General features: G+C 31.9%; 10 protein-coding genes. 7 read left to right on the top strand and 3 right to left on the bottom strand.

Annotated features, from left to right (window positions below; all coding sequences use genetic code 11):
• The first annotated feature begins 314 nt into the window (after positions 1 to 314).
• The 6 genes from ACQY6M_RS06675 to ACQY6M_RS06650 all read left to right on the top strand — a co-directional run bounded on the left by ACQY6M_RS06675 (position 315) and on the right by ACQY6M_RS06650 (position 6,485).
• A complete protein-coding gene (locus ACQY6M_RS06675; protein ID WP_428743086.1) occupies positions 315 to 869 on the top strand; it encodes a hypothetical protein in 555 nt (184 codons plus the stop codon).
• A gap of 352 nt (positions 870 to 1,221) precedes the next feature.
• Positions 1,222 to 2,565 carry an adenylosuccinate lyase gene (gene purB / locus ACQY6M_RS06670; RefSeq protein ID WP_428743087.1) on the top strand — a complete coding sequence of 448 codons (1,344 nt, stop codon included), beginning with the start codon at positions 1,222 to 1,224 and terminating at the stop codon, positions 2,563 to 2,565.
• Positions 2,565 to 2,981, top strand: coding sequence for a hypothetical protein (locus ACQY6M_RS06665; RefSeq protein ID WP_428743088.1), 417 nt, complete (start codon positions 2,565 to 2,567; stop codon positions 2,979 to 2,981). The genes purB and ACQY6M_RS06665 overlap by 1 nt, the downstream gene beginning before the upstream one ends.
• Positions 2,982 to 2,983: 2 nt before the next feature.
• Entirely contained in the window at positions 2,984 to 3,763 is a 780-nt protein-coding gene (locus ACQY6M_RS06660; RefSeq protein WP_428743089.1) for a TerC family protein, read from the top strand.
• A gap of 82 nt (positions 3,764 to 3,845) precedes the next feature.
• Complete coding sequence (locus ACQY6M_RS06655) at positions 3,846 to 4,166, top strand: hypothetical protein (RefSeq protein WP_428743090.1); 321 nt, start codon at positions 3,846 to 3,848, stop codon at positions 4,164 to 4,166.
• A gap of 57 nt (positions 4,167 to 4,223) precedes the next feature.
• A complete protein-coding gene (locus ACQY6M_RS06650; protein WP_428743091.1) occupies positions 4,224 to 6,485 on the top strand; it encodes a TonB-dependent receptor in 2,262 nt (753 codons plus the stop codon).
• A 107-nt stretch (positions 6,486 to 6,592) separates the two neighbouring features.
• On the opposite strand, the gene msrA is transcribed toward ACQY6M_RS06650, so the two are convergent.
• A complete protein-coding gene (gene msrA / locus ACQY6M_RS06645; RefSeq protein ID WP_428743092.1) occupies positions 6,593 to 7,249 on the bottom strand; it encodes a peptide-methionine (S)-S-oxide reductase MsrA in 657 nt (218 codons plus the stop codon).
• A gap of 139 nt (positions 7,250 to 7,388) precedes the next feature.
• Here msrA and dnaX point away from each other — a divergent pair, with 139 nt between their 5' ends.
• Positions 7,389 to 9,074, top strand: coding sequence for a DNA polymerase III subunit gamma/tau (gene dnaX / locus ACQY6M_RS06640; protein WP_428743093.1), 1,686 nt, complete (start codon positions 7,389 to 7,391; stop codon positions 9,072 to 9,074).
• Here dnaX and ACQY6M_RS06635 read toward each other — a convergent pair.
• Together ACQY6M_RS06635 and pbpC are read right to left on the bottom strand one after the other, a co-directional pair.
• Positions 9,063 to 10,886 (bottom strand): cation:proton antiporter, encoded by a 1,824-nt coding sequence (locus ACQY6M_RS06635; RefSeq protein WP_428743094.1) that lies wholly within the window; start codon positions 10,884 to 10,886, stop codon positions 9,063 to 9,065. The two genes, dnaX and ACQY6M_RS06635, sit on opposite strands and share 12 nt — an antisense overlap.
• Before the next feature lie 59 nt (positions 10,887 to 10,945).
• On the bottom strand, positions 10,946 to 13,297 hold the full coding sequence (gene pbpC, locus ACQY6M_RS06630; RefSeq protein ID WP_428743095.1) for a penicillin-binding protein 1C: 2,352 nt from the start codon (positions 13,295 to 13,297) through the stop codon (positions 10,946 to 10,948).
• Positions 13,298 to 13,310 lie beyond the last annotated feature (13 nt).

Genomic DNA, 13,310 nt, shown 5'->3' with positions numbered 1-13,310 from the left:
CTGGAAATCGACAGTGGGGTTATTTAACTAATCAAAAAGGAAATTTAGAACTTTATGCAAGAGCGGTTGATATTGCTAGAGTTTCGGGAATAATTAGATTCAGTGAAGATAATTCAGAATGTTCTGAAGACACATATTATAATATTGGTGAAGCAACATGGTCTAATTTACAAGAGCAAATTAAAACATGGGTAAATGCAAACGGAGGTGTTGCAACCGTAGTGCCAAAAACAGCCATTCGTTTTGATAAAACGAAATTAAAAGAGTTATTGGAAAGTAATGAAACTATTAATCAAATTAATTGTAAATAAAAAATGATTTTTTTTAAAATAATATTACCATCTATTATATGTACTTTAATAATAGTTACGACTCAAATCTCTATAGAATACTATCCAATTTCTTTTGGTTTGGTTCTTGGATTGATAAATTGGAAAAATTATAAGCTCAACGCATACTTAGGTTTGTTTTCTACTATAATTATTTCATTTGTCTGCTTTTTCTTGGCTTATATTAGCTTTCCTTTACTAAGTACTATATTAAAACCTCTTTTTGGTGAGGATTTGTCAAGTTTTATTTCAATTGAGATAGCTGCTTTTGTAATAGGCCCTTTATTGGTATTTTTTTCTTATAGTTATATTTTTAATTATCCCAAAAAATCAATAATGACAAGAAATATAATTTTAGGTGCAGTTATAGTATTAGTATTTGTATCTACATTGTTTTTTCATTTACCTGATTCAAAAATTATAATATTTTTAAAAGACATCAAATTAGGACATTACACAATTTGGCAAATAGTCATGGCATTAGGTATTCAACTAATAATTTATCAAAAAGAAATATTTTTTCGTTTAAAAAGCCTATAATAATACATAATTTATATATCATCAACATTGTCGTTTTCTGATAAGAAGATGGCGATGTTTTTTGTTTTTTCAAACTAAGAAAAGATGACAATCATAATTACTGTAATTGGTATTGAAAGTATCACTCAGTGAAACTTTAATGCTTTTTGCTTCTATAGTGAGACTAAACAAATGATTGTATGAAAATATTTTTAGAAAAAAGTTTTTAGCCCGGTTATTACAAACAAATATTCTATATACTTCTTTTTACCTAAATAAGATTGCTTTTATTTAGTACTAAAATTCCTGTAGTTTATCTCTAAAAAAAGGGAAGTATTTTCTATTTTTGTGCCTTTCAACACAACAACAAAACATGAACTTAACAGAATTAAACGCCATCTCTCCTATTGATGGTAGATACCGTAACAAAGTTGCTAGTTTAGCGAACTATTTTTCAGAAGAAGCTTTAATTAAATATCGTGTAAAAGTAGAAATTGAATATTTCATCGCTTTATGTGAAATTCCACTACCTCAGTTAGCAGATTTCAACAAAGATTTATATGCTGATTTACGTGAAATTTATGAAGACTTTTCTACGGAAGATGCTTTAAAAATTAAAGAAATTGAAAGCGTTACCAATCACGATGTAAAAGCTGTTGAGTACTTTATCAAGGAAAAATTTGACGCCTTAAACTTACAGAAGTATAAAGAGTTTATCCATTTCGGATTAACGTCTCAAGATATTAACAACACTGCTATTCCATTGTCTATTAAAGATGCTATGGAAGAAGTGTACTATCCTACTTTAGATACCTTGGTTTGTAAATTAGCTGATTTATCAGAAGAATGGGAAAACGTACCAATGTTAGCTAGAACTCACGGGCAACCAGCCTCTCCTACGCGTTTAGGAAAAGAGTTTTTTGTGTTTGTAGAGCGTATTAACAATCAGGTTATTCACATTCAACATACACCTCATGCAGCTAAATTTGGTGGTGCTACCGGTAATTACAATGCGCATAAAGTAGCCTATCCAAATATCGACTGGAAAAACTTTGGGACTCATTTCGTAGAGGAAGTGTTAGGTTTACACCACTCTTTCCCAACTACACAGATTGAGCACTACGACCACATGGCAGCTTTATACGACGGATTAAAGCGTGTAAACACGATTTTAATTGATTTAGATCGCGATGTTTGGACTTATGTTTCTAACGACTATTTCAAGCAGAAGATTAAAAAAGGGGAAGTAGGTTCTTCTGCAATGCCTCATAAAGTAAATCCGATTGATTTTGAAAATTCTGAAGGAAACTTAGGAATTGCAAATGCTATTTTTGAGCATTTGGCTTCTAAATTACCTTTATCAAGATTACAACGTGATTTAACAGACAGTACAGTATTACGCAACGTTGGGGTTCCTTTTGGGCATACGTTAATCGGTTTTGCTTCTACTTTAAAAGGATTGAACAAGTTATTATTAAATGAAGCTAAATTTGCGGAAGATTTAGAAAATAACTGGGCGGTAGTTGCTGAAGCTATTCAAACCATTTTACGTCGTGAGGCATATCCTAATCCTTATGAAGCTTTAAAAGGATTAACGCGTACAAACGAAAAAATCAACAAAGACTCAATTGCTAACTTTATTGATACCTTAGAGGTTTCTGAAGCTATCAAAAATGAGTTAAAACAAATAACACCATCTAATTACACAGGAATATAATGAGGTATTTACTTACTTTTTTAGTTTTATTTTTAGTCTTTTCATGTACTTCAGAAAAAAAAGGAGACCCAACACGTTTTATTCATGGAACTTTTGAAATTCCTGCAGGAGATAACTATGGAAAAACAATTGTTGTTCGAAAAGATAGCTTACAAATAGAAGAATACACTAAAAAAGTAAGTATTTCTACCGATAGCTTAGTTACCGAAAAAGAAGAAAAACACATCGATACACTCTACATCAAATGGAAAAACAATTTTGCATATACCTTGCGAATGAAGAGTCCAAAAACTGATTTAGATAAGGATCCTATATTTGTTCAAATCACCAAAGTAACCGATAGCTCATATAATTTCACCGCTAAAATTGGCTACTCTAATTTTAAACAAAAAGGAACTGTATATAAAGTAAAATAACTATGGAAATATTTTTACAAGCTGACACTTGGATTGCATTACTTACCCTAACTTTTTTAGAAGTAGTATTGGGTATAGATAACATTATTTTTATTTCAATTACATCTAATAAACTACCAAAGAACCAACAAAAAAAGGCAACCCAAATTGGTCTTCTTTTAGCTATGGTTTTTAGAATTCTTCTTTTATTAGGGGTTTCTTATTTAATAGGGATGAAAGATCCTTTATGGCATATAGATTTATCTTGGTTAAAAGTTGGTCTTACAGGTCAAAGCTTAATTTTATTTGCTGGTGGTATTTTCCTACTCTACAAAAGTACTAGTGAAATTCATCATAAAGTTGAAGGAAGAGGAGAAGAAAACTCTTCTAGTACCCCTAAAAAAAGTAGTACTTTGTTAAAAGTAGTTACCCAAATTGTGTTAATTGACATTGTTTTCTCATTTGACTCGGTTTTAACAGCTGTTGGTATGACTAATGGTATAGATGGAGCATTAACAATAATGATTATTGCTGTTATTGTTTCGATATTAATAATGTTAGTTTTTGCTACACCTGTGAGTAGTTTTGTAAACAATCATCCAACAATTCAAATGTTAGCTTTATCCTTTTTAATTTTAATTGGATTTATGTTGATTACTGAAGGAGCACATTTATCACATACTGTAGTTTTTGGACAATCAGTTGGTGCTATACCTAAAGGATATTTGTACTTTGCTATTGCTTTTTCTTTAGGAGTTGAAATGTTAAACATGAAAATACGAGGTAACTCAAAGAAACATTAAAAAAATATAGTAAGACCATAAAAAATTAAAAACCGGTAACAATACGTTATCGGTTTTTAATTTTTTATATTTTTGTAGCCAAGTGGATCAATTTAAAAAACATATTGCTATACTAGGTGTATTTATACTACTGTTACCTACAGTAGTGTACACAATACATTTATTTGAAAATCATAAGCATACTGTTTGTAGGTCTACTGATGAACATCATTTTCACGAACAAGACCTTGACTGTCCATTAGTTCACTATCATTTTAACGTCTATACATACCAAACCGCTGAAAACTATGCGGTAATACCACAACATTTTTACAAATTAGATTATACTACTCAACCACAATTAATCTCATTTGTATATACTGATAAAAAATCTTCCAGAGCACCTCCCTATTTTACTGTATAACAAAATTGTTATAAAAGAATAACAAAATAAATTTAGTTAAACAGTAAAATTCATTTAATGAAAAAACTTATAAATTTCCTATTGTTTATAGGAGTATCAGCTGTATATGCACAAAACAGCTTATCTGGGAAAATTACAGACACTAACAACCAACCTCTTACAGGAGTAGAAATTTACTCAGAGCAATTACATAAAGGAACCACGTCTAATGATAAAGGAAACTATACCTTACAAAATATCCCTAACGGAGAAGTAGCCATCACTTTTACCTTTTTAGGTTTTAAAAGCATAACCAAAAATTTTGTTTTTAAACAACATAACATCTCTTTTGATTTAAAATTAGAAGAATCTGTTTTTAAAATAGATGAAGTCATCATTTCTACTCCATTTAACAAGCTACAGTCTGAAAATGTGATGAAAGTAGAACGTTTATCAGCCAGAGCTATTCAAAAAACAGGAGCTACCACGCTATCTGAAGGAATTACAAACATAGCTGGTGTTTCTCAAATTTCTACAGGAGCCTCAATTGGTAAACCTGTGATTAGAGGTTTAAGTGGAAATAGAGTTTTAGTATACACCCAAGGAATTCGCTTAGAAAATCAACAGTTTGGAGGTGAGCATGGTTTAGGAATTAACGATGCAGGAATTGAGGGAATTGAAGTTATCAAAGGGCCAGCATCTCTTTTATATGGATCAGATGCACTGGGAGGAGTTTTGTACATTCAATCGGAAAAATTTGCCCCAGAGAATACCACAAAATTGAACGTTAATCAGCGTTACTTTAGCAATACCTTGGGAACTAATGCTTCTGTAGGTTTAAAATCCTCATTAAATAACTGGCAATTTTTAGCTAGAGGAACTTATGCACAACATGCCGATTATAAAACACCTAGTTATAGGGTAACAAATACTCGTTTTAAAGAAAAAGATTTAAAATTAGGAGTTGGTTTTCATGAGAAAAACTTTTCTTCTGAACTCCGTTACAACTTTAATAATTCAAAATTAGGGTTAACAGAAGGAATAGGTGAACAAACTACCGAAACTCATTTAGAACTTCCATATCAGAATATTGATAATCATATTATCAGCTTACACAACCATCTGTTCTTTAAAAACTCAAAACTAGATGTTGATTTAGGATATACCATCAACAATAGAAAGGAGTTTGAAGAACATCATGATCATCAAGATGGTGAGACTGTAGAAGAACATGAAGCTCATGAAGAAGGAGAAACTGCTTTATACATGCAATTAAAAACCTTTAGCTATAACACTAAATACCATCTTCCTAAATTTGGGAAATTTGAAGTGCTAATAGGGGCTCAAGGATTATATCAAACCAATACAAACTTTGGTGAAGAATTATTAATCCCTAATGCCACTGTAAATGACTTTGGTGTTTTTACAACCACAAATTTTCAATGGAATGATGATACTTCATTACAAGCAGGAATTCGTTACGATAATAGAACTATCACAACTGAAAGACATGAAGTAATACACGAAGATGAAACCCATATTTTTGAGCCTATAGATAAATCTTTCAATAGTTTTACAGCTTCTTTCGGTTTCAAAACAAAATTATTTAAAACATTAAACACTCGCATTAACATTGCTAATGGGTTTAGAGCCCCTAACCTTGCGGAATTAACTTCTAATGGAGTACACCATGGTACCAATCGTTTTGAAGAGGGAAATAACAATCTTGTAAATGAGAAAAATTTACAGTTTGATCTTTCTGTAGATTATAATGCTGAACACTTTGAGTTATTTGCTAACGGGTTTTACAATAAATTAAGTAATTATATTTATTTATCTCCAACAGGAGAAATTGAAGACGATGCTCCTGTATATACTTACTTACAAGAAGATGCTAAATTATATGGTGGTGAATTCGGATTCCACCTACACCCTCACCCATTAGATTGGCTACATTTACAAAGTAGTTTTGAAACGGTTATTGGCAAACAGAATAATGGTAATTATTTACCTTTAATCCCTGCTAATGCATTAAAAAACACCTTGAGAACTGAATTTTCAAATAACAAATGGTTACATCAAGGATATGCTTCCGTAAGTTTACACTCATTCTTCAAACAAGATAAAATTAGTGAGTTTGAAACTACTACTCCAGCTTACAACTTAGTAAATTTAGGTGTTGGTGGAGATATTCAAATTAGTAAATACACCTTTACCACCTCGTTAGCCATTAATAATCTTTTTGATAAAAAATATATCAATCATTTATCTCGCTTAAAGAGTGATGGTATTATGAATGCTGGTAGAAATATTGTTCTCGGTATAGAGTTCACACTATAAAACATGCCGGAGGCCATCTTAAAAGTTCTAACTATTGTCATTTTCCTTCCAAAACAACACTTTTAAGACAGCCTCCTTCATATAAACAAACTTTAACTTAATAAAGTTTACTTTTCCTCTTTTTTTAGCAATTCTGGAAACTTATGTTTGAATCTATTTATTCGAGGAATTGAAATCTTTTGAACATAAGGATTTTCAGGGTGTAAACGTTCATAGTTTTGATGATATTCCTCTGCAGGGTAAAATCTTTCTATTTTCTTTACCTCTGTTACAATCTTCCCATGATACACTTCTTTATTTAATTTTTTAATGGTGTTTTCTATAATCTGTTTTTCTAATAATGTATTATAAAATGCTATGGAACGATATTGACTACCATAGTCAGGATATTGTCCATTTTTGGTCGTTGGGTTGTGTGAACCGAAAAACACATCAACTAGTGTTTGAAAACTAACCCTTTTCGGATTATAATACACCGCTATTGTTTCTGCATGCCCTGTACTTCCTGTTCCTACTGATTCGTATGTCGGATTTTTTGTATACCCGCCTGCATATCCCGATACAACATCTTCTACTCCTTCAATACTTTCATAAATTCCTTCAACACACCAAAAGCATCCACTAGCAAAATAAGCTACTTTGGTTTCCTTTATAGATATATTCGTTAATGAATTAGTACTATTTTCTTCTTTTGAATTAAATCCATATAGGCTGGCAATTACAAAACTAACAGCAACCAAAGCCACTTTTTTAAATATCTTCATACATTAATTGTTTATACTCCCTTTGTCGTTAAAAAAACATGGATTTTACAATTGTTTACAACTTTAATTTTTCCTTAAGAAATTTGTTTGCGAATTGTACTAGGGTTTTCTATTTTTGTTCGATAAAGATTAAGTTTTAATGGAGCATTTTATAGTATCAGCACGTAAATACCGTCCTCAAAATTTTGAAGATGTGGTAGGACAACAAGCTATTACCAATACATTAGAAAATGCTATAAAAAACAATCATTTAGCACAAGCTTTACTATTTACAGGACCTCGTGGTGTTGGTAAAACATCATGTGCTCGTATTTTAGCTAAGCGAATTAACCAAGAAGATGCTACGAATGCTGATGAAGATTTCGCCTTTAATATTTTTGAATTAGATGCGGCTTCAAACAACTCGGTTGACGACATTCGTAACTTAACCGATCAGGTTCGTATACCTCCTCAAACTGGTAAATACAAAGTATATATTATTGATGAGGTACATATGCTTTCTCAAGCGGCTTTTAATGCCTTTTTAAAGACTTTAGAAGAACCACCTGCTCATGCTATATTTATTTTAGCTACTACCGAGAAGCACAAAATTATTCCTACAATTTTATCACGCTGTCAAATATTTGACTTTAAACGAATTGGAGTTTTAGATGCTAAAGAATATCTAAAAACTATTTGTAAGAAAGAAAATATTACTGCAGAAGATGATGCACTGCATGTAATTGCTCAAAAAGCAGATGGAGCCATGCGTGATGCACTTTCTATTTTTGATCGTGTAGTAAGTTTTTCAGGAAGTAATTTAACTCGTGAGGCAGTTACTCAAAACTTAAATGTGTTAGACTACGATGTGTATTTTAACATGACTGACCTTTTATTAGAGAATAAAATTCCTGAAGTTTTAATGGCTTTTAATGAAGTATTGAGTAAAGGCTTTGAAGGACATCATTTTATAACTGGATTAGCTTCTCATTTTAGAGATTTACTAGTTGCTAAAGATGCAGCTACTGTAACTTTGTTAGAAGTTGGTGATAATACTAAAAAGAAGTATTTAGAACAAGCTACCAAAGCGAGCATGCAATTTTTACTGCCTGCTATAGATAAGGCAAACGATTGTGACTTAAAATACCGAGGAAGTAAAAACCAACGCTTATTGGTAGAACTTACTTTAATGCAAATTGCCTCTATCACTTTTGATGGAGCAAAAAAAAAATCTAGCAACTACATAATTCCTGCTACATTTTTTACCTCTTTATCACCTTCAGTTAAAAAAACTGAAGTCAAACCTGTTACTGTTAAAACTCCTCCAAAAGTAGAGGAAAAGCAACCTGTTATTGAGACTCCTAAACCAGTGTTGAAAAACATCAAGCGTCGTACTTCGGCATTGTCTTTAAAAAGTCTTCAGCAAAAGAAAGAATTTAATGTCGCTTTAGAGGAAGATGAAAACTATGACAACCACCCAAGAAGTCCTTTTAATCACGAAGAATTAAAAGATGCTTGGAAAAAATACTATTTTCAACTTCAAAACTTTGGTGAGCGTAGTATGGCTGCTATTTTGGCTTCTGACGAACCTAAATTACAAGAAGATTTCACCATTATATTCTCGTTGCCTAACGATTTAATGAAATCACAATTAGAGAAAGGAAAACCAAAATTACTAAAGTTTTTACGCGAAAAACTAAACAATTATGGAATTCAAATTAACATTATTGTTAATGAAACCGTAGAAAAAAAGTTTGCCTACACTCCGCTAGAAAAATACAACAAGCTCAAAGAAAAAAATCCACTAATAGAAAAACTGAAAAATACTTTTGGTTTAGATGTTTAGGTTTTTTCCTACATAAACTAACGTCCAATCTTGTATCTTCTTCACATTCTTTTCAAATTCTGAAATTAACAAAATTTGATTCGTGTTATTCTTAACCAAAATAGGAATTGACTTTAACTCTTGATGTAATTTTTCTATTTTAGTCTTATACTCTTGAACCGAGTTTACAGGAGTTTCATGAATTTCTGGAAATTCCCTCACCGCTTCCATCAAATTAATATAATCATCTTCAACCGTGAATAACTGCTCTTCATCTTCATAATTCTTGGTTAAGATTTCTTGAGAACTTGCTAAACGATACGCCCCTTGTTCTCCAAAAATTGATGAAAAATTAGATATTACATATCTATTGATGGAATCACTTCCTGTCATGGCTATCAAATATCCCACATCATTCAACTCTATATTGTCGGTAAGTTCTTCATCATAAATATTTACTTCTATCGATTCTAAACCTTCATTTTTAGCTTGCTCAACATTTTCAGCGTTAGAATCTATCAAAACAACTCTACGATTGTTATTTTTTAAATAATCGGCTATCAATCTAGCTACCTCAGAGGCTCCTACAATCATAATGGCGTTTGAACGCTTTAAAAATACTCCTACTACTTTAGCAAACAATCTTGCTGTAGTTGCATTTAATAAAACTGTACCTAATACTACCATAAATACTAAAGGAGTAATATATTCAGCTCCTTCAACTCCTTGTCTCAATAACTTACTTCCAAATAGAGAAGCAATACCCGCAGCAACAATTCCTCTTGGTCCTACCCAACTAATAAACAACTTCTCATTTGTCATTAAATTAGATTTAGAAGTACTTAAAAACACCGCTAAAGGTCTTATTACAAAAACTATAAGAGCAAATAAGAATAATGTTTTCCATTCATACAACAGCATCAATTCTTTGTAATCAATATTAGCCGATAATAAAATGAATAAGATAGAAATTAGTAAAACACTCAGTGATTCCTTGAAGTATAAAATTTCTTTTAGGTTCTTTAACTTACTATTCCCTAAAACCATTCCCATAACCACCACGGCTAATAACCCTGATTCATGAGCAAATAACTCAGACTCAACAAACACAACTAAAACAGCTGATAATGAAACTACGTTTAATAAGTAATGTGGTACCCATTTTTTATTAATCACAAAAATTAAAGCATGGGCAAACGTGAATCCAAAAGTAGTTCCAAATAAAATAATCTTTAAGAATCCAAACAAAGCAGTTTGAGTAAATCCTGCTCCACCACCAACACTGATAAACTCAAAAACCAATACCGCTACTAAAGCTCCAATAGGGTCAATTAAAATACCTTCCCATTTTAAAACTGCTGAAACATCCTTTTTTAACGGAATATTTCTAAGAATTGGTGTAATTACCGTTGGACCTGTAACAATAATTAATGCTGAAAATAAAAAGGAAAGTTCCCAGTTAAGATTAAATATATAATGTGCTACAATACCTGCTCCAAAAAAAGTAACTGCAGATCCTAATGTGATCAGTTTACTAATAACAGGACCTATATTTTTGATCTCTCCTCTACGTAAAGTTAATCCTCCTTCAAAAAGAATAATACTAATTGCTAACGAAACAAAATAATAAAGTCCTTCACCAGGAAATAATCCTTTTTCACCATTCCAAACGGGTTCAATCCATTTACTACCATCTTCATTAAAAAATTCAGCAGCAATGGGACCAACGAGTAAACCTATTAAAATTAAAGGTAGAATTGCAGGTATTTTAAACCTCCAAGCTACCCATTGTGCAATAATTCCTAATATGATTATCCCCGCTAATTCTAACATAGTATATTTTTAAAAAAACTAAAAATACAGTTTTTAATTAAACTCCTTTTAGATTTTACCTAATTTTTTATTTCTATGATTCTCTTGGCTTCATTACCAAAATCATCTATAGCGCTGATAGTGTACACTCCCTGTTCGGGTATGATTGCTTGCTCGTGATACTGTTGTGTTACGCCTATGAATTTATCGTTTAAATACCAGTATACTTTAGCTTCTGAATTGAAATGAGTTAGCTTTAAAATTATAGGATTGAGTATATTATCCTCTCCTCTTGTCAACGATAATTTAGAAAGGAATTTGGCAGGAAAAACAAAATCCATCGTATTATTCTCTAACCGATAACAATCTGCTCTAAATTTAGGTAACGGTTTATAATCTGCATTTTTTTGTTGATAGTAGTGTGCCATTAATGGAGGTAATACAAACCATGATTTTTGCTTCATATTCGCAATCGATTCACAGTTAGAATTCACTCTAAATTTTTCAACCTTATCTACCATTATTTGTTGGTGATACGGACATGATTTCGCTTTCATGGCACTTTTAGGAACTCGTTTTGTTATAGATGAGCAAATAGGTTTTGCTAAAAAGCCGCTTTTTTCACAAATAGACACTTCTATCAAGTCTTCAAAAGGTTCTAAAAACCAATCTGATTTTGGTAACACATCAAAAACATCGAACATCAAGGGAGCTGCGCTTCCTACTCCTGTAAGATCTGGGCGTCCTTCTCCGTCAGAATTCCCAATCCATACACCTACCACATATTTAGGAGTTGTACCTATTGCCCAAGCATCTTTATTTCCAAAACTAGTTCCTGTTTTCCAGGCTATTTTTTGCGAAGAATCAAAATACTTCCAGGCTTGATCTGTATATGGTCTGTTAACTTCTATTAATGTATTTAACGTTGTATATACTGAACCTGCATCGAGAGTTGAATAATGCTCTTGAACTTTACCAAAATCTACTTGTCCTTCTAATATAAAACTAGGTTCCACAAACTCATTTTGATAATATTGGTGTTTTAATTCTTCGTAATGATTTATGATTCCAGCATAACCAGCAAACGTTTTGCATAAATCCCACAAACTTGCTTCTGCTCCTCCTAAGATAAGTGACAATCCGTAATAATCGGCAGGTTTATTAATGTCACTTATTTTATACGCTTTGATATCCTCTCTAAACTTCTCCAAACCGTACGATTGTAACAATCGTACCAAAGGGATGTTTAACGATCTGGTCAATGCTTCATTGGCTGCTACAGCACCATCAAAAGTTAAACTAAAGTTTTTAGGTGAATATCCTGCAATTTCAGTAGGAACATCAGCAACTAACTGTGTAGGTAACAAATCTCCAGACTGCAACATATGTGCATACAAAAATGGTTTTAAGGTACTTCCTGTACTTCTGGGTGCCACTACATTGTTTACATCCTTTTGATGCGTTTTATCTGTAGGAGAATTCCCTACATACGCCAATACCTTTCTCGTTTCAACGTCCAACACCAAAACAGCCATATTGTACACTTCGTTTTGTTTTTGTCGGTCGTAATGTTGTTTGACCAAGTTATTTACTTGCTTTTGTAAATGAATATTGATAGAACTTTGTATGCGTTGCCCTTTATATTTTTGGTTTGCTTCTTGTACAAAATGTGCAGCTACTGTAGGCAACGGATATGGCTTTTTTGGAAGTTCCTCCTCTATTGCTAATTCGTAAGTGATTTGATCGATGATTCCTTCTTCCTTTAATTTGAAAAGAAGTTTATCTCGTTTTTCTTTTAATTTTTGTTGATTTTTACCTGGATAAATTAACGAAGGAGCATTAGGTAACACTGCTAACGTAGCACTTTCAGCCCAGGATAATTGATGCGGTTGCAATCCGAAATAACGCCATGAAGCCATTTCTAAGCCCACAACATTACCTCCATATGGTGCATGAGATGCATAGAGCTTTAAAATTTCTTTTTTAGAAGATCTAAATTCTAATCGGGTAGCTAAAATGAGTTCTTGGAGTTTTTCAAAATAAGAGCGCTTTTTATTTTTTCTCGACAAGCGAATTACTTGTTGTGTCAATGTACTTCCTCCTCGTACTACTTTTTTAGCTTTGATATTTTCTGTCATCGCTTTCCCTATAGAAATAGGGTTAAAACCGAAATGTTTGTAGAAGTAAGCATCTTCAAACTGTAAAATACAATACTCAAACTTTTTAGGAACCGAATCTAACTCGGGAAATCGCCACTGACCATCATCGGCTATAACAGCTCCTAATAATTCATTATTTTTTGCTGTTACAACTGTTGATGTTGGATTATCGAAAAGGTTTTTAGGTAAACAGAAATAATAAGCTACCATAAAAACACTTATAATGATAACTTTAATTTTATGCTGTTTTAAAAAGTTAAAAACAATTTTCATAGACAACTTATAT

It is taken from the genome of Tenacibaculum sp., assembly GCF_050290165.1.
Classification (GTDB): domain Bacteria; phylum Bacteroidota; class Bacteroidia; order Flavobacteriales; family Flavobacteriaceae; genus Polaribacter.
This window is presented reverse-complemented; position numbering and strand designations above follow the sequence as displayed.